At 69.4% G+C, this 17,852-nt stretch carries 15 protein-coding genes and 2 pseudogenes; 10 read left to right on the plus strand and 7 right to left on the minus strand.

Annotated elements, in window-relative coordinates; genetic code table 11:
• Window positions 1–683, minus strand: a 683-nt coding sequence (locus AOK09_RS42410) for a DnaB-like helicase C-terminal domain-containing protein (RefSeq protein ID WP_245687422.1), incomplete at its 3' end; no start/stop codon positions are given.
• Window positions 684–842: 159 nt separating this feature from the next.
• Window positions 843–1,142, minus strand: a pseudogene (locus AOK09_RS43745) (type II toxin-antitoxin system prevent-host-death family antitoxin); the annotation flags it as partial.
• Between the two features lie 366 nt (window positions 1,143–1,508).
• On the opposite strand from AOK09_RS43745, the pseudogene AOK09_RS42415 reads away from it, so the two are divergent.
• Window positions 1,509–1,628, plus strand: a pseudogene (locus tag AOK09_RS42415) (transposase); the annotation flags it as partial.
• Between the two features lie 162 nt (window positions 1,629–1,790).
• The gene (locus AOK09_RS37050; protein WP_245687423.1) at window positions 1,791–3,287 is read left to right on the plus strand and encodes a restriction endonuclease; all 1,497 of its coding nucleotides are present in this window, start codon (window positions 1,791–1,793) and stop codon (window positions 3,285–3,287) included.
• An 816-nt stretch (window positions 3,288–4,103) separates the two neighbouring features.
• Here AOK09_RS37050 and AOK09_RS43750 read toward each other — a convergent pair.
• The 4 genes from AOK09_RS43750 to AOK09_RS22535 form a co-directional block, all read right to left on the minus strand.
• Window positions 4,104–4,529, minus strand: coding sequence for a hypothetical protein (locus AOK09_RS43750; protein ID WP_157875996.1), 426 nt, complete (start codon window positions 4,527–4,529; stop codon window positions 4,104–4,106).
• 250 nt (window positions 4,530–4,779) lie between these two features.
• On the minus strand, window positions 4,780–5,013 hold the full coding sequence (locus AOK09_RS22525; RefSeq protein WP_055589042.1) for a hypothetical protein: 234 nt from the start codon (window positions 5,011–5,013) through the stop codon (window positions 4,780–4,782).
• Window positions 5,014–5,063: 50 nt separating this feature from the next.
• Entirely contained in the window at window positions 5,064–5,453 is a 390-nt protein-coding gene (locus AOK09_RS22530) for a hypothetical protein (RefSeq protein WP_055589043.1), read from the minus strand.
• 357 nt (window positions 5,454–5,810) lie between these two features.
• Entirely contained in the window at window positions 5,811–6,560 is a 750-nt protein-coding gene (locus tag AOK09_RS22535; protein WP_055589044.1) for an IS5/IS1182 family transposase, read from the minus strand.
• Window positions 6,561–6,958: 398 nt separating this feature from the next.
• On the opposite strand from AOK09_RS22535, the gene AOK09_RS22540 reads away from it, so the two are divergent.
• The 7 genes from AOK09_RS22540 (at window position 6,959) to AOK09_RS22570 (ending at window position 13,492) form a co-directional block, all read left to right on the plus strand.
• Entirely contained in the window at window positions 6,959–7,177 is a 219-nt protein-coding gene (locus AOK09_RS22540) for a ferredoxin (RefSeq protein ID WP_055589045.1), read from the plus strand.
• The gene (locus AOK09_RS22545) at window positions 7,174–8,577 is read left to right on the plus strand and encodes an NAD(P)/FAD-dependent oxidoreductase (RefSeq protein WP_055589046.1); all 1,404 of its coding nucleotides are present in this window, start codon (window positions 7,174–7,176) and stop codon (window positions 8,575–8,577) included. Before AOK09_RS22540 ends, AOK09_RS22545 begins: the two co-directional genes overlap by 4 nt.
• Before the next feature lie 61 nt (window positions 8,578–8,638).
• On the plus strand, window positions 8,639–9,907 hold the full coding sequence (locus AOK09_RS22550) for a cytochrome P450 (protein ID WP_055589047.1): 1,269 nt from the start codon (window positions 8,639–8,641) through the stop codon (window positions 9,905–9,907).
• A 23-nt stretch (window positions 9,908–9,930) separates the two neighbouring features.
• Entirely contained in the window at window positions 9,931–10,977 is a 1,047-nt protein-coding gene (locus tag AOK09_RS22555) for an NAD(P)-dependent alcohol dehydrogenase (RefSeq protein WP_055589048.1), read from the plus strand.
• A gap of 205 nt (window positions 10,978–11,182) precedes the next feature.
• A complete protein-coding gene (locus tag AOK09_RS22560; RefSeq protein ID WP_079063326.1) occupies window positions 11,183–12,175 on the plus strand; it encodes a diacylglycerol/lipid kinase family protein in 993 nt (330 codons plus the stop codon).
• Window positions 12,176–12,786: 611 nt separating this feature from the next.
• Window positions 12,787–12,978: a hypothetical protein gene (locus tag AOK09_RS22565; protein ID WP_055589050.1), complete on the plus strand. Its 192-nt coding sequence runs from the start codon at window positions 12,787–12,789 to the stop codon at window positions 12,976–12,978.
• A gap of 193 nt (window positions 12,979–13,171) precedes the next feature.
• Complete coding sequence (locus AOK09_RS22570) at window positions 13,172–13,492, plus strand: NIPSNAP family protein (RefSeq protein WP_055589051.1); 321 nt, start codon at window positions 13,172–13,174, stop codon at window positions 13,490–13,492.
• Between the two features lie 209 nt (window positions 13,493–13,701).
• Here AOK09_RS22570 and AOK09_RS22575 read toward each other — a convergent pair whose 3' ends face one another.
• Window positions 13,702–14,328, minus strand: a complete 627-nt coding sequence (locus AOK09_RS22575) for a TetR/AcrR family transcriptional regulator (RefSeq protein ID WP_245687424.1) — start codon at window positions 14,326–14,328, stop codon at window positions 13,702–13,704.
• Between the two features lie 248 nt (window positions 14,329–14,576).
• On the opposite strand from AOK09_RS22575, the gene AOK09_RS22580 reads away from it, so the two are divergent.
• Window positions 14,577–17,798: a bifunctional cytochrome P450/NADPH--P450 reductase gene (locus tag AOK09_RS22580; protein WP_055589053.1), complete on the plus strand. Its 3,222-nt coding sequence runs from the start codon at window positions 14,577–14,579 to the stop codon at window positions 17,796–17,798.
• The last annotated feature ends 54 nt before the right edge of the window (window positions 17,799–17,852 follow it).

Raw genomic sequence — 17,852 nt, forward strand, 5'->3', positions numbered from 1 at the left:
GTGCTGGGAGGAACCGCGGGGGCCGCGGCTTCGGTGAACCGGGCCCGGGTCAGGTCCGCGCGCAGCCGCACCCGAGACAGGGTCCCGAAGTCGCGTTCGGTGATGGTCACCTCGGCCTCGCTGCCGCGCCGGGTGAGCACGAGGGTGACGTCCGGATCCAGGGCGGCCACCGCGTCGGGGTCGTCGGTGTCCAGTGCCGCCAGGACGGGCACCCGCAGCCGGGCGGCCAGGTGCGCCAGGGTGCGGGCGGCCTCGGGCAGCGCCGGGCCGGACAGGGCGAGGTGCGGTGCGTGCCTGTGCTGCAGGCGGTCGACGACGATCAGGGCGAGATTCTCAATGTATGGGGCGGTGTCCGCGATCGCCTCGGCACTCAGGTCGGCTCCGTCGTCGATGTGCAGCGGTGCCTGCGACAGGCGGGCGAATACCTCGCGTGTGGCGGCCTGCTGCGCGGGGAGCAGGGTCTGGGCGCGTAGCTGCTGATAGTCGACGGCTGCCTGCGCGGCGACCATCCGGGCGGTCACGTCTTCGCGGGTGAGTCCGGATGCGGCATACAGCACGGGCCTGCCCTGCTCAAGGGCAGTGGTTCGTGCCGCAGCGGACGCCAGCAGGCTGCTCCCGGCACCCGGCGCCCCCGCGATGACCACCAGCCGTCCGCCGGCGAGTCCTGCCGCGGCAGCGCTCATCGAGGCGAGACCGAAGGAGACGGGGAGGGCCGGTGCTGCACCGGGCGCATCCCCAGGGCCATAAAGGCGTCGCGGTGGCTGCTGCCCGCTGCCCGGCGCGTCGCACGGGCCGACGGGTTCGGCCTCGGCCGGGGCCGGGAGTTCCACCATCAGGACCGCCGCGGGCACGCCATGCCGCGTCAGGACCTGCGGAGCTCCAGTCGCAGCAGCGGTGATCAACTCTCCGAGCTTGGGCCGCGCCGCGGTCACCGGCACCGACGCCAACGCGGGCAGCAGCCGCCGGTACCCCTCCCCCAGCCACGCGAGCGGGGCCAGGACGACACCCTGCTGACCCTTGCCGATCCGCGTGCCGCGCCCTTCGGCAGCCGCGGCCACGAGACCGGGCAGCGCCTTGCGAGCCTCATCAACCCCCAACTGACGCCGACCGGGCTGCCCAACTGACGTCCCATCACCAGGCATGCCCACTCCTCGACCAGCATCAGTAACACGACGATACCAGAGACATGTAATGCCAGATGCACACCATGCCTCGAAAAGCCCGTGTAACCACGGAAGTTAGGCGAGCATGGTATGTAACATTTTTCGCCTCGGAGGAAGAGGTGGCGAGCCGCCGCCCGGCAGGCCGGGACCCACACCGGCCGACACGGCTTCGTCCCCAGCGTCATCAGCGGGCAAGCCCGTCCCACCGCCGCCCGGGCGCCGTGCCCGGAGCATCCCGCCTCGGGGCCCGTCCGGGCGCCCCACGCTCCCCCTTCGTGCTGCCACCCGCCCCACGTCAGCCGCGTGGGACATGGTGAGACCAGGTAGCGGTGTCGGCGTAGTTGCCGCCGCCACATCGGCCAGGCCCTGTACGCGGTCATCATCGAGGCCTACGCCCATGTGGTCTCCACCCGCTCAGTCGATGACCTGGTCAAAGCCCTGGGGGCGGACACTGGCATCTCGCGGCTGCGCTCGCCACGGTCTCGTCACGGCCAGCGCCCTTCGACGTATAGGCAGCCGTTGTCGCGGCGAGGAGCTTCTGGAACCGGCCATCATGCAGTCGGCACCGTTTGGCAGCGGTCAGCGCAGGGGCATAGCCGGGAAATACCGGCGCATCAGGGGGGCGTGGTGGCACGCAAGAAGACGCTGGCCAGCCAGATCATGCAGGCATATCGAGATGCCCAGAAGGCGAAAGCGGCCGAGCTGAAGCGACAGCAGCAAGAGCACGAACGACAGGCCAAAGCCGCCGAGCGGGAGACTGCCCGGCTCGAGCGACAGCGCGCCCAGGAGCAAGCCGCGGCGCAGCGTGCGGCGCAGCGGGAGTTGGAGGAGCAGGCGCGGCGGGCGCAGCAGATCGAGCGGGATCTGGCCAAGCGTCAGGCGGAGCGGGCGAGGGCTGCGGAGCGGCAGGCCAAGGAGCGGGCGCGCAAGGCCGCAGAGGCAGAGCGGCTGGTCCGGCAGGAAGCCGTGGATGCGTTGAAGCAGGAGGCCGTGCAGCGGAGCGAAGCGGTGCAGGCTCGGGTGCGGGAGTTGGAAGGGGTCCTTCGGCTGAGGACTGCGGGTCTGGATCGGCGTCGGTCGGCGGTGGAGCGGGGTCTGGTGGACGGCGGGTCTGAGGGGCTGTGCGCGGCGGTGGAGAATGCGCTGCGTACGAGTGTGTACCCGGCGGGGCTGGGTGGGGCGGTGCGGGCGGTGTTCGCGCCGGAGACGCGCGAGCTGGTGCTGGAGCTTGACCTGCCGGGTCAGAACGTCGTCCCGGCTGCGGCCGGGTACCGGTACAAGGCGGGGCCGCCACCGCAGGTCGCGCCCCTCCCTCGCAAGGAGGTCGAGGTCAAGGAGGCCTACCGGGTACTGGTCGCGCGACTGGTCCTGCGCTGTGTGGACGAGGTCTTTACGGCCACTCCCCCGCCGCTGGTCGACACCGTCGCCGTCAACGCCCACGTCAGCACCAAGGACCGCGCCACCGGGAAGAGCATCCGGCCCTGCCTGGTCAGCGTCCGTGCAGGACGCGAGGGCTTCGAGGAGCTGGTCCTCGACGAGCCCTCCCTGGACCCGGTGGAGTGCCTGCGCCACCTGAACGCCATCGTTTCCCAGCACCCATACGACCTCGAGCCGGTCCGGCCCGTGGTCACCTTCGACCTCGAGCGGTACAAGCTCGCCCCGGAGATCGACGTGGTGGCTGGCTTGGACAGCCGCCCCGACCTCGTCGCTCTCGACCCGATCGAGTTCGAGCACCTCATCCGCCGGCTGTTCGAGGCCATCGGGCTCAAGGCATGGGTCACCCAGGCTTCCCGCGACGACGGCGTCGACGCCGTCGCCTACAACGAAGAACCCATCGTCGGCGGCCTGTGCATCATCCAGGCCAAACGCACCAAGAACACCGTGCCCGCCGAAGCCGTCCGCGCACTCGCTGGCGTCATGCACGACAAAGCCGCCGCCAAAGGCATCCTCGTCACCACCGCCTGGTACGGACGCACCAGCCGCGAGTTCGCGCAACGGACCGGACGCATGGAGCTCATCGACGGCCGTGGCCTCAAAGCTCTCCTCCGCGAGCACCTCGGCATCGACGCCCTCCTCGGTCTGCCCAAACTCCCACCAGGATGGGCGCCTCGAGACCTGACGTAACCGTGACTCTGCCCGCAGCGGCGTCTGGGTGTGAGCCCGCGGACCATCACGAGCCAGATCGCGGAACTGCGGGAGGAGCTCGGGTTCACGTCGATCGAGCAGCTCATCTACTGGTGGGCGCAGTCCAAGGAGCGGCGCCTCGGCCTGCGCCGTACGTTCTACTGGCGGCGGGTGCGTGGCGGATGGTGGCCGAGGGTGGCGATACCTGGCGATCTGTCATATGACACTACCAGCGGGCCGGTTGCGGTCTCTGGCGGCCATATGATTTCTCTCGCACCACTCCCCCTCGGGCGCCCCTGGGCCGCCGGGGATCGGCGGCCATCCGTCGAGGAAGGGAGCGGCGCCATGCCGACTGAGGACGAAATCGATCCGGAACCAATCGAGGAACCGGAGGGATCGAAGCCGAGGAACGCTGGCCGCCGGTTGGACAGGGCTCTGATGATCAGCTTGCTGATCATTGAGTCGACGAGCATGGTCCTGGACCTGTCGCACCTCATCGGGGTGCGGTAATCCGGGGCAGCAAAACGGCCCGGTTGCAGCCGGGCCGCTGTCCTGCCGACGGAGGGGTCGCCTGTCACGGTCACGAGCGGTGGGCGGCCCCATTCCATTTGTGTTGCACTGCATTGCATCGTACTTGGTTACCCCACTAATAGGTCTACTGGGAGCGCACGTTGAACCGAACGTGCTGGTCGGACATGGCGGCGCAGACCCGCACCCTGGCGTTTCGGACCTCTAGCGCGGCGCCACACTGAAGCTGTGCGCACCCCGCGCAACCCGCCTTCGCGTGGTGCTCACGCGGTTCGCAGTGCTCGCCGACTACCGCGGTGCGCACTCTCCGCTTTGCGTTCCGCATCCGGTGGCTGCAGGGGTCAGTGTTGAGGTGAGATGTCGTGCCGCGCGTCCCACCAGGCGGCCGGCCTGTCGGAGTGCGTCACGCAGCGCGGCGGCGGCGCGTTCGATGTCGGTCTTCTTGCAGGGGTCGGGAGCAGCGGGTGTGATGGGCCGGAGGCACTGGACATTGCGTCCCAGGGCGGGAAGGACCTTGAAGAGCGACTTGGAGTCGCGTTGCCGTGTGCGCGAGAAGTAGGATTCTCCTTCCATCTCGACGATGCAGGCGATGGGTTCCGCTACACGGGGGAAGGTAGCCGCGATCTGTGTTGCGCGGTCGGCCTCGCTGGCTTCGTAGGCGGCACGCCGGACTGCCGGATCGGGGTCTGCGGAGCGGGGCAGGCCGGCGGTCAAACCACCTGGGTCGCGGCGGTGGAGGGTGAGGTGGATCGGCCCAGTGAAGCTGGCGGTGGTGCCGGTTGACGTGGCTGGTGTCAGGTTGAGCTTGGCGGCTGCTGCGGCCCGGAGCCCGTGCCAGGTGCGGTCGGGGAGGACCAGACTTCGATCTCGTAGGCGGGAGTGTGTGGCAGTTCCAGGGGCAGGAGCGTCTTGGCGCGGGTGCGCGGCTTGGGGGTGGGGGACAGCGGGAGGAGTCCCTTCTCCTTCAGGTACTGGGCAACTTGGGTGAGGACCTCCATGTGGTCGCGGGGCTGGTAGCCGTGGCCGACGGGGTGCCGTCCGTGTCGGGGTAGCGGTAGGTCATGCCGGTGCTGTGGACGAGGTGGGCGGCGAAGGGCTGGGCCGCCGCTTGATCGGGGGCGGGGCGCAGCTCGTCGAGGCTGGGCGGCTGGTGGCGGGCGAGGATGTCGGTGACGTGGTCGGCCAGCAGGGCTTGCATCTGTCCCAGCCGCTCAACGAAGTCCCGGTTGCTGACCTGCGGATGCTCCTTCAGGGCGTGTCCATCTCGGACGCGGCCTGCTGCAGATCGCCCCGGGTGAGCTGGATCGGCTCCCGGGTACGCGAGGTCACCGGCAGCAGCGTGGGCGGGGCCAGGGCCAGCCGGAGGGTCTCGGGGAAGCGGATCTGCTCACGGCTGCCGTCGACGCGCTTGAACAGGCACGTAGTATCCGGTGGTGCCGGCCTGTAGCGGGTGCTCGCCTGGTACGGGGCGGTCTCGCTCAGCTTCTGCCGGTACAGCTCGTGGCGGCGTGCGGCGTACGGGACCGGTCTGCGGGTGAAGACGGTCGACGGTTCCGCCCTGTGCCCGCGCAACTCGCCGGGTTCGAAGCCGCGCACCTGGGCGGGAATCTCGATGTAGTGGGTGAGCTTCTCCCGCATCGCCCCCGTCCGGGCGACCGCTCCCGCAAGGTGCGGATCTGCGGGTCCAACGCCGCGTCCAGGCGCATGTACCCGGACAGCACCGGCCAGCGCGCCCTAGAAGGTAACCACAACGACCGACCCGGCTGAAGCCGCTGATCATGCCTTGCACGCGGTCACCACGCGAGCAGATCCTCCACACCTTCGGCAACACCGGCGCGGTCACGGACACGGCGCGGAAGAGGCCTTGGGAGCTGATAAGGGCGACCGGCCTGGGCCGTATTGTCTCCACAAACGCTCGTGATCACTGTGCCCGCTTCCCTGCGGGCAGGCACTCCGTAAGCCCCCGGACCTGCACGAACCGGTCAGTAAGGATCTTCAGCGTTGCCACTCCAGGGTGAGCACAGCCTGAATCGTTGAGGTGAGCCGGTTCGGACTGCAGCGGGCCCGGCGGAAGACCCGCCAGGTCTTGAGCCGGGCGAAGGCGCGCTCGACAGGAAATCTGAGTCGGGCGTGTGCACGGTTGACGGCTTGCTGCTTGGTGGTGAGGTCGCGGCCGCCGTACCGCTTGAAGGGAGTGCAGAACGTCCCGCCGGCTCCCGCATAGGCCTTGTCCGCGAGAGCGGGGATCTTCAGGCGCTCGCAGGTGGCGATGATCCGGTGGGTGCGGGCTGCGGTGAGGTCGTGGGTGCGTCCTGGCAGGGCGGGCGAGAGCCACAGCAGTGCGCCGTCGGGTGCAGTGACGGCTTGGACGTTGATCCCGTGCCGCCTGGTCTTCCCGGAGTAGTCGGCTTCGCTGTCGCCGACCCGGTCGCACTCGGCCAGGGTGCCGTCCACGAGCACGTAGTCGGGGCGGGCCCGGCGCAGGGCGCGGGTCAGCGACGGCGCCCGGCTGGCGAGTAGTTCGGTCACCGAGCGGACGTAGGCGTGGGCCGTGCCTTCGCTGATCCCGAACCCGGCGGCGATCTTGGCGTAGGTGGTGTGCTCGCGCAGGTAGACCAATGCGACCAGGGCCCGCTGGGAGGGCGGCAGCTTGCAGCGGCGGTCACCCTCGCGGGTGACGATGAGCATCGTGACCCACTCGACGAGCGCGTGCGGCAGGTCAAGTGCGGCAGGATAGACGACCAACGAGGCCCCCTGGCTGGTGACTCGAGACGTGAGACATCTCGTTCAACAGCCCGAGGGCCTCGCCTGTCACGTCCCGCGGTCGTCACCCGATCGGTGGCCACCTTGAAGAGGCTTAGTGATCAAGAACTGCAGCTGCCCCGAGAGATATTTTCCGCAGCTGCGGATTTGCGGTCGCCGAAAGACGGGACGAGTATTTTATTAGGGCGGAACGGCCGGGGCAAACCTTGATGCCGACGCGATCGGATGTGTACCGCGGCCTTCAGGCCGTGACGCTCGGCGTCACCGCGAAGGTGCCGCCGTGGCGAAGAAGATCGACATACGGGTGCCCAGCCGGTACGCGTCGGCCGGGGCGGCGGGTGAGCTGTCCAGCTGGGCGGCAGATCGGAAGGAGTCTGCCCATGCGGGTCGCCGTGGACCTGAATCGGTGCCAGGGATACGCACAATGCGTCTATTTGGCGCACGAGGTCTTCAGATTGACCGGACAGGAGGCGCTCACCTACGAGCCGAACCCCGACGACGAGCGGCGCCTGCAGGTTGAGCGAGCCGCTGCGGCGTGTCCGGTGCAGGCGATCGTGATCGACCGCTTGGACGGCGTGGAGGGGAGCGCGACGTCATGACCGTGCCGGCGACGGTCGCCGAGCTGGTACGCGAGTTCAGAGCCAACGGCCGGATCGTCATCGTCGGTGCGTCCCTGGCCGGACTGCGGGCCGCCGAAGCCCTGCGTGAGGAGGGTTTCACCGGGTCTCTGACCATCATCGGGGACGAGCCGCACGAGCCCTATGACCGACCTCCGCTGTCCAAGCAGGTGCTCAAAGGCTGGGTGGCGGCCGACCACACCAAGCTCCCCCGCCTGCGAGAAGTGGATGCGCAGTGGCGGCTCGGGGTGGCCGCCACCGGGTTGGACCGGGCCGCCAGACAGGTGCGCACGGCCGACGGCGAGCAGATCCCGTACGACCGGTTGCTGATCGCCACGGGCACCCGGGCGCGACAGTGGCCCAACCCGGACGAGGCCGCCCTGGACGGGGTCTGCACGCTGCGCTCGCGTGATGATGCCGCACAGCTGCAGAAGGCGCTGGCCGCGCCGCCGTCGCGGGTCCTGGTCATCGGCGCCGGGTTCATCGGCTCGGAAGTGGCCTCCGTCTGCCGGGAACTCGATCTGCCGGTGACCGTCGTCGAGCGGGGCTCGGCACCGCTGGTCGGCGCGCTCGGCGGGGTGATCGGTGAGATCGCCGCGGAGATGCAGCGCGACCACGGCGTGGACCTGCGCTGCGGGCTGGGCGTGTCGTCACTGGAGGGCGACGCCGGCGGACACGTGCGGCGTGCTCATCTCTCGGACGGAACCATCGTCGACGCCGACGTGGTGGTGGCCTCGCTGGGGTCGATCCGCAACGTGGAGTGGCTGGAGGGCGCCGGGCTGGCGTCCGGTTTCTGGGGCGTCGGTTGCGACGCCGGCGGTCGTGCCTTCGACATCAACGGCGTGGTCACCGACAGCATCTGGGTGGCCGGGGACGTGGCGCGCGCGCCCCATGTGCTGTATGAGTACCAGTTCCTCGCGATGGAGCACTGGGACAATGCCGTTCTCGGCGCCGAGGCCGCGGCCCACAACATGGTGAACCTCGAGCCCCACTATCACCCGCATCTGTTGCTGCCCGGTTTCTGGTCCGGTCAGTTCGGCGTCAACATCAAGTCCGTTGGCGTGCCGCCCTTCGGCGACGAGATCGTCTTCACGCAGGGATCCGTCAAGGAGCGCCACTTCGCCGCCGCCTACGGTCGCCGCGGCCGCATCGTCGCCGCCGTCACCTTCGATCACGGCAAGTGGCTGGAGTACTACGGGAAGCTGATCGAGCAATCGGGTCCATTCCCGCCCCCGCCGCCGGGCTGGGACCAGCCCGGCGACATGAAGCCGATCCCGGCCGAGTTCCCCCAACCCGGCGTCCCGACGGCGATCCCCGACGTCGTCCTGACCGGCCACGACCCGAGCGAGCGGAGGGCCGAGTTCCGGTCTCGCCGTCGTTGACGCGTCCGCCGAGTCAGGCGTGCAAGCGGACAGTATCGACAGGAAGAAGGAGGGGAGCCTCGTGGTCGAGGAAACCCCCTGGCAGCAGGCCCTCCGCTACGCCAACCGCGCCAATCCGTACCCGTTCTACGAGGAACTCCGCAGGACACCGGTGGCGCGGCAGCCCGACGGCACCTACGTCGTCAGTACCTACCAGGAGATCGTCACGCTGCTGCACGACCCCCGGGTCAGTTCGGACATCAGGAAGCTCCCCGTGCCGGTTGCGGCCCCGGCCGAGGGCTCGGCGGAGGCCGAACCGATCACGGAGGCGGTCATCTCTTTGGAGCCGAACATCATCACCCAGGATCCACCCGAGCACGATCGAGATCGCCGGATGATGATGCCGCATTTCGTCGGCCCGCCTCATTCCCCTCACCTGATCTCCGACCTGGAACCCGACATCCGCCGCATCGTGGACGGCCTTCTGGACCACATGCAGGGCAAGACCCGGATCGATGCCGTCGACGAGTTCGCCTACCCCCTGCCGGTGACCGTGATCTGCAAGGTCCTGGGCGTACCACCGGATGACGAGCCACGGTTCCACAGCTGGATCGAGACGGCCCTGGACGCTTTGGATTTCGGCCCCGAGGCTGCCTCCGAGGAGATGCAGAACCGACTGGCCGGGGGGCGCCGGGCCGTGGAGGAGTTCGAGCAGTTCGCAGCTGAGCTGCTCGACCGGTACGCCCAGCAGCCGGGCCCAGGCATGCTCTCGGCGATGGTGAACGAGGACGGTCCGGAGGGAGGGATGTCCAAGGGCGTGCTCGTGAGCAATGCTTTGCTCCTGATCTTCGCCGGGCATGAAACCACGGTCAATCTCATCGCCCACAGCGTGCTCACCTTGCTGCGGCACCCCGACGCGCTCGAGAAGCTGCGCCACCGGCCCGAGCTCATCGTGCCGGGGGTCGAGGAGTTGCTGCGCTTCGAGTCGTCGGTCCAGTTCTGGCACACCCGCTCCGCCATGGAAGACATCCACATCGCAGGCACCACCATCCCGAAGGGCGCGCCGATCTTCCTGGCATACGGCTCGGCGAACCGCGACCCCAAGCGATTCGCCGACCCCGACGAGCTCGACCTCGAACGCCGGGACAACCAGCACCTCGGGTTCAGCCAGGGCATCCACTTCTGCTTCGGCGCTCCGCTCGCGCGCCTCGAGGTCCAGGTCGCGGTCGGCGAGTTCGTCCGCCGGATGCAAAACCCCCGGCTGGTCGAGGACCCACCGCCGTACCGCCACAACCAGATTTTCCGCGGCCCGCGCCACGTCCTGGTCGACATCGACGGGATCCGCGACTGAACCGGCGTGCGTAAAGGATCGCTATGCAGGCTTTTCAACTCGTCGGATGGCAGCAACCGCCCGAGGTGCGCGAGGTGCCGGTGCCTCAGCCCGGGCCGGGGCAGGTCCTGGTGAAGGTCGGGGGTGCCGGTGCATGCCACTCGGATCTGCACATCATGGAGGCACCCGGACCACCACCCGGGTTCGCCACGGAACTGCCCTTCACGCTCGGCCATGAGAATGCGGGATGGGTGGAGAGGCTGGGACCGGGTGTCACCGGGTTCGCTCCCGCAGACCCTGTGATGGTCTACGGTCCCTGGGGCTGTGGGGTGTGCGCCAACTGCCGGGAGGGCCGGGAGAACTACTGCCAGAGGGTCAGTGGTCAGGGCGGGGGCCTGGGAGGCGGTCACGACGGCGGAATGGCTGAGTACCTGCTGGTCCCGGCGGCGCGACTGCTGATTCCGCTGGGCACCCTCGACCCCTGCCAGGCCGCCCCGCTCAGCGACGCGGGGCTGACCAGCTATCACGCCGTCAGGCGATCGGTGCACCTGCTGGGACCGGGCTCGACCGCGGTGGTGATCGGGGTAGGCGGTCTGGGCCAGATGGCCATCCAGATGGTGCGAGCGCTCAGCGCGGCGACCACCGTCGTCGCCGTGGACACCGATGCCGGCAAGCTGAAAACCGCCAAGCGCATGGGCGCGGACGAGGTGCTGCTATCGGGCGAGGAGGCGGTCACGCGCATCAAGGACATGACGGAGCAGCAGGGCGCTCAGCTCGTGCTGGACATGGTCGGCATAGACCCGACTCTGCGCATGGCTGCTCAGGTGGCCAGGGTGCTCGGGCACCTGACCATCGTCGGCCTCGGCAGCGGAGCCCTGCCCGTCAACTTCTCGAGCCCGCCGCACGAGTGCTCGGTCGCCTCGCCCTACTGGGGCTCCCTTCCCGAACTGATGGACGTGATCACCCTCGCCCGGCAGCAAAAGATCAAGATGCTGGTCGAGTACTTCCCCTTGGAATGCGCCAACGAGGCATACCAGCTCCTGCACGACGGCAAGATCCAAGGACGCGCCGTCATCACCCCCAACCCGTGAGTACTGTCATCAAAACGACCGGGCTGGTGCTTGCCGTAGGCATAACTGTCGGAGGAGACGTCATGGAGGCGGTGGCCGGTGCGATCGCTGGACCGGTCCGGTGGCGGACGGGACAGTCAGCAGCGGGCGTGGTAACGGCAGCTGTGTCGGCGCCTGTGACTGTGACGGGCGCCGGGCTGATGAACGCGGCCTGTCGGCGCTTGCCATGACCGAGAACGCGTTCCGACCGGTGGCCGCTGCGCGGCGGCCGTATCTGATCGTGAATCCCCGTTCGGGAGGAGGGAAGGCGAGCCGGTTCCGGATCGCGGAAAAGGCCCGTGCGTTGGGGGCTCAGGTTCTCCTGCTCGATCCTTCCCGGCCCCAGGACCTCGCGGCTGTCGCCCGACGCGCGGTGGATGACGGTGCGGATCTGCTGGGGGTGGCCGGCGGAGACGGCACGCAGGCACGCGTCGCCGGGGTGGCTGCGAAGAGCGGTCTTCCTTTCGTGGTTATTCCGGCCGGTACCCGCAACCACTTCGCGATGGACCTCGGCCTGGACCGTGAGGACCCTTCGGCCGCGCTGGAGGCCCTCACGGACGGCGTCGAGCTGCGCGTGGATCTCGGGTTCGCCGGCGAGCGAGTGTTCGTCAACAACGTGTCGTTCGGTGCCTATGCCGCCCTGGTGCAGGACCCGGCCTATCGGGATGACAAGATCGGCACCGTGGTGCGGATCCTGCCGGAATTCCTGGCCCGCCATGAGGGTCCGGAGCTGGTGGTAAGCGCCGGGCTGCTCACTGTGGACCAGCCTGATGCCGTGCTGGTGAGCAACAACCCCTACCGCGTCGATGACCCGGCCGGGCTTGGCAGGCGTGCGCAACTGGACTCCGGGCTCCTGGGGGTACTGGCCGCCAGGGCGGAGACGCCCGCCGAGACGGTCACCCGGCTGCGAGATGGGCAGACGCACGGCCTGACCAATCTGGCCACCTCTGAAGAGGTTGTCATCGATGCCGACGCCCCGTTCGTCCCCGTCGGGCTGGACGGTGAGGCCGTCACCCTGCCGACTCCCGTGCGGTGCGGGATCAGTCCGCGAACGCTACGGGTACGGGTTCCCCGCCATCGGCCGGGCGCCGTACCCACCGTGCGGCCGCCGGGCTGGGGCACCATCCGGCGGGTGGCCTCGGCTGTCGGGCGAACTGTTCACGGCCGTCATACCGGCTGACCGAAGCCGAACCGGGCAGAGCGCGAACTTCCCCGGTCACCACGTGCGGCCCTGGCTGGTGACGCGCCGCGCACCAGGTTCCCGACAGAGCGGGCAGATGCGGGATCAGCCGCGACGTGACGGACGGCGGTGATCTGGGAGTGCGGCCTCGATCGAGGCGCCGGCACTCGGCCGGGATCTGCCGCGCGGCGCGCACCAGCGCCTGACGGGTCTCGGCGCGAGGCACACCCATGGCGCATCTTCACAGGGCCGCGCGGCGCTCAGCGGCGTCAGCCCGTGCGCTCGGCGCAGCCGTTTGCCCGCCGACGGCGGCAACGGCCGATGCCGGCGCGATCGGCGCGCCTACTGCCTCCGCGGACTTCTTCGGTGGGTTTCGGCGGGGCAGCCCGACATTTCCATACAGTGTATGGTTTATAGAAGCAGTTCCATGCGATGTATGGAACGCCTTGCCGCCGCACGGCAGCCTCTGTCAGGGCCCGGCGGCGCAGGCAAACGGCCCCTGCCAGAGAGAGTGGCCGGGCCGCGGCGCGGCTGAGGCAACGCGCTGGGCCTCCCATCACCTGTACGAGCAACCGCTGGTGCAGATCACACCCCGAGCCGAAGGAAAAGCCATGAGGAAGCTCACGAAGCGCATGTGCGTCGCCGCCGCCTCCGCAGCAGTCGCGGGCAGGGCCGTTCTCGGCGCCAGGAGCACCGCCGCCAAAGCCTTCCTGCAGGACACGAAGGCCGCGGCGCCACAGGACACCGAGTCCGGGCACATCGACTGGGATGCCGAACTGGCGGACCTGCTCGCGGAAACCTGAAGTCCTTGCGCCGCCGCCGGGCCGGAAGAGCGTTCCGCTTTGGCGGCGGTGCCCGAACCCGCAACTCGCGGTCCAACCGCTGCGCCGCTCCGCGCCCCGGCCGGGGTGCGCCATCGCCCGAGGGCCACGGCCTGCAGCCGCAGCGCGCTCCGGCCACTGAGATCCTCCATGCATTGAACCGGAGTGAGTGTCCATGTCCCAGTACCAGCTTCGCGTCTACACACTCCGCACCCCCGAGGCCCTCGCCGCCTACGAGACCATCTGGTCCCAGCACATCCCCGGTCTGGCCAAGCACCGGATCGCCACACACGGCGTCTGGAGGGCGCCCGACAATGAGGCCCCCCAGCTGTATGCCCTCGTCTCCTACACGGACGCCGACGAGGTGCAGGAGCGGGAGCAGGCATACCTGTCCAGCCCCGAATTCCAGGCCGACATGGAGGGCTTCGACATCGGCCAGATCACGAACGTCGCCGGCACCGTGCTCATACCCACCGCCGACTCACCCTTGCGGTGACACCGCCATCCGTCCGCCTGCAGCGACGTTGAGGGAGGACGGATGACCAGGACGACGAGCCCTGCAGCCCGGCCTCCGAGCCGGACAGTCGCGCGCCCCGGCCCGAGCGGCAACACCATGCACCGGCGCCCGCGAGGCGGCCCGGCATCCACCCGGGCCGCCTCGCGGGCGCCAGCGCGACGGGCAGGCGCCACGGGGGTATGGCGAGTTCAGTGCGGGTTCTGGCCGGCACGGTCGGCGGCGAGCCGGCTCTCCAGGCCCGCGATGATCGTATCCAGCGCCAGGGGGAACATCCGGTCCTCCTCGGTGCCTGCATCCGCGGGCCCGTCCTCGCCGGCAGCGGGGGCAGCAGGGGCAGCGGGCTGGAGGGTCGACCACCGGCGGAGCGCGCCGTTGAGTTCGGCGGTCAGCACCCCGGTGACGACGGCGCAGAGCAGAGCGGCGATCCGCGGGACCTCCGGCTGCGGCGCCCCTGCGTCGTGGAGCACGGCGGCGAGCGCGACCCAGAAGGGGTCTTCCGGCTGGATGAACTCCGGCTGCCTGAACGAGTACGCCATGAGGTTGGGGTGGCGGTGCGCCAGTGTGCGGAAGTCTTCGGCGAGTTGGCGGATGCGCTCCTGCCAGGGAAGGTCTTCCTGAGTCACGGTGCGGACCTGGGCGCCGACCATAGCTGCCACACCCCGCAGCAGGGCGGCCTTGTTGGGCACGTGGTGGTAGAGCGACATCGGGTTGGCGCCCAGGCCGGCGGCCAGTTTGCGCATGCTGAGCGCTTCCACCCCCTCGGCGTCGATGAGCCGCAGGGCGGCGGTGTAGATCCCGGCCTCGGTCAGGGGCACTTCTCTCTTCCTGGTCCCCCGGGACGGGCGCTTCACCTTTTCCATACGGCGTAGGGTACCACTTCCATACGGTGTATGGAAGTGCCGATGCCGACCCCGCGGCAGGGCGGAAGCGCCGGAGCCCAAGGGTGCGCTCGACTTTCCATACGCTGTATGGTACTCCTTTCCATACGGCGTATGTTTCTGTGTTGCGCCCGCCGCGACCGGCGCCCCTTGCCCTTCCTCCTCCCTCATCTAGGAGCAAGCCCATGACCACGCGACCCGCCACCGACCTGCGTCCCATACCGTCCCCGCGCGGGATTCCGATCCTCGGCCACACACCGCAGATCCCCGGCACCAACCCGGTCGCGTACTTCGGCGAGCTGGCCAAGCAGTTCCCCGAGGGCATCTACGGCATGGACATCGCCGGTATCGAGCAGGTCTTCGTCTCCGACCCGGACCTGGTGGCCGAGGTCTGCGACGAGACACGGTTCTTCAAGCGGATCGACAAGACGCCGCTGAACCATGTCCGGGACTACACGGGAGCCGGCCTGTTCACGGCCCACCAGCACGAGGAGGAATGGGGCATGGCGCACCGGATCCTCCTCCCGGCCTTCAGCCAGCGGGCCATGAAGAACTACTTCGGGCAGATGCTGGAGATCGCCCAGAACCTGGTGGGCAAATGGGAGGGCAAGGAGGGCCGGCCGGTCAACATTACCGACGACTACACCCGGCTGACCCTGGACACCATCGCCCTGTCGGGGTTCGGCTACCGGTTCGACTCCTTCGCCAAGGAGGATCTGCACCCGTTCCTCAACGCCCTGCTGGAGGCGCTGGTGGAGTCGCTGCGGCGCTCGCAGGAGCTGCCGATGATGACCAAGCTCCGCAAGGGCGACGACAAGAAGTACCGCGAGAACATCCAGCTGATGCGGGACCTCGTCGAGAACGTGATCAAGGAGCGGCGCGAAGGCAAGGGCGCGGGTGAGGATGACCTGCTGGGTCTGATGCTGCAGGCCACGGACCCGGAGACCGGCAAGCCGCTGCCCGACGACAATGTCCGCGACCAGGTGGTGACGTTCCTGATCGCCGGTCACGAGACCACCAGCGGTTTGCTGTCGTTCGCCACGTACTCGCTGATGCGCAACCCGCACGTCCTGGCCCAGGCCTACGCCGAGGTGGACCGGCTGCTGCCGGGTGACACGGTCCCGGACTACGACACGGTCATGCAGATGGACGTGATCCCGCGGATCCTGGAGGAGACCCTGCGCCTGTGGGCTCCCATCCCGCTGATCGCCAAGGCGCCGATCGAGGACACCGTCCTCGGTGGCCGCTACGAACTGAAGAAGGGCACGAGGGCCAACATCCTGATGGGCCCGTTGCACTCCCACCCCAAGGCGTGGGAGCGGCCGGAGGAGTTCGACATCGACCGGTGGCTGCCGGAGAACCGGGCCCAGCAGCACCCGCACGCCTACAAGCCGTTCGGCAACGGTGTGCGGGCCTGTATCGGCCGGCAGTTCGCGCTCACCGAGGCGCGCCTGGCCCTCGCGCTGGTGCTGCAGAAGTTCAAGTTCTCCGACCCGGGCGACTACAGGATGGATGTACGGGAGGCGCTGACCCGCAAGCCCGGCGACTTCGAGCTGGTCGTACGGACCCGCCAGGAGCACCAGCGGACCGTCTTCAGCGCCGCGGACGTGCAGAGCGGTGCTGGTCAGCAGCAGGCCGCGGTCAGCGGGGTCGGGGTGAACCTGACCGTCGCCTACGGCTCCAGCCTGGGCTCCTGCGAGGACCTGGCCCGCACCATCGCCGACCGCGGCGAGCGCTCCGGGTTCGGCACCACCCTGACGAGCCTGGACGAACTGGGCGACAACCCGCCCACCGAGGGCCTGCTCGTCGTCGTCGCCGCCAGCTACAACGGCAAGGCGCCCGACAACGCCCAGCGCTTCGACGACCTGATCGCCGCCGGGCTGCCCGAGGGCTCGCTGGCGAACGTGCGGTTCGCGCTGCTGGGCGCCGGCAACACCCAGTGGGTGGCGACCTACCAGGCCTTCCCCAAGAGGATCGAGGAAGCCCTGCTGGCCGCCGGCGCCACCCCCGTCATGGAGCGCGGCATCGCCGATGCCGCCGGTGACTTCGACGGCATGGCCACCCGCTGGACGGAGACCCTGTGGGCCACCCTGGCCGAGGAGTACGCCGCCGACACCTCCGACGACGGCGCGCCGCGCTACCAGGTGCAGCTGCTGACCGAGGCGGACGTGCGCCCCGCGATCGTGTCCGAGCAGGCCTACCCGCTGACCGTGGTGGCCAACGAGGAACTGGTCGGCGACGCGACGGGGCTGTGGGACTTCCGGATCGAGCCGCCGCGCCCGTCCGCGAAGTCCATCACCATCGAGCTGCCCAAGGGCGTCACCTACGACACCGGCAACCACCTGGCCGTCTTCGCCAAGAACGAGCCTCAGCTGGTCGACCGCGCACTGGCGCGGCTCGGCGTCGACCGCGACCAGGTCCTGCGGCTGGAGCAGCCCGGCGGCGGCAGGACGCACCTGCCGGTCGGCACGCCCATCACCGCCGGCCTGCTGTTCACCGAGTTCCTGGAGCTGCAGGACGTGGCCACCCGCACCCAGGTGCGCATCCTGGCCGAGCACACCCGGTGCCCGTGGACCGGGCCGCAGCTCCAGGCGTACACGGCCGACACCGAGGAAGCCGAAGAGCGCTACAGCACGGAGATTCTCGGCAAGCGGGTCTCGGTGCTGGGCCTGCTGGAGCGCTTCCCCGCCGTCGAGCTGCCGCTGGCGGTCTTCCTGGAGATGACGGGGCCGATCCGTCCCCGCTTCTACTCCATCTCCTCCTCCCCGCTGGCCAACCCGCGCCATGTACGCCTCACAGTCGGCCTCCTGGAAGGCCCTGCCCTGTCCGGCGACGGCCAGTACCGCGGCGTGTGCTCCTCCTACATCGCACGCCTGGAGCCCGGTGACGTCGTCTACGGCTATGTGCGCGTGCCCTCCCCGACCTTCGCCCCGCCGGCCGACCCCGCCACGCCGCTGATCCTCATCGGCCCGGGCACCGGCATCGCGCCGCTGCGCGGATTCCTGGAGGAGCGCGCCCGGCAGCAGGAGAACGGCACCCAGGTCGGTCTGTCCCAGGTCTTCGTCGGCTGCCGCCACCCGGAGCACGACTACTTCTACCGGCAGGAGATGCAGGCCTGGGAGGAGGCCGGGATCGCCCAGGTGCACACCGCCTACTCCGCGGTGACCGGCCACCCGGCGCGGTTCGTCCAGGACGCCGTCACCGCCGCCTCCGACACCGTGTGGCGGGCCGTCGAAGAGGGTGCGTACATCTACCTCTGCGGTGACGGCCGCCGCATGGCGCCCGCCGTGCGCGAAGCGCTCGCCGCCATCTACCGCAAGCACACCGGCAGCGACGACGAGGCCGCCCAGCAGTGGCTCGCCCAGATGGAAGCCGACGAGCGCTACCAGCAGGACGTCTTCGCCTGACCCGAAAGCCGCCGGGAGGCGTGCGGTCCTCCTGACACCCGCACCCCTCCCGGC

Origin of the sequence: Peterkaempfera griseoplana (genome assembly GCF_001418575.1) — a bacterium.
GTDB classification, from domain to species: Bacteria; Actinomycetota; Actinomycetes; order Streptomycetales; family Streptomycetaceae; genus Peterkaempfera; species Peterkaempfera griseoplana.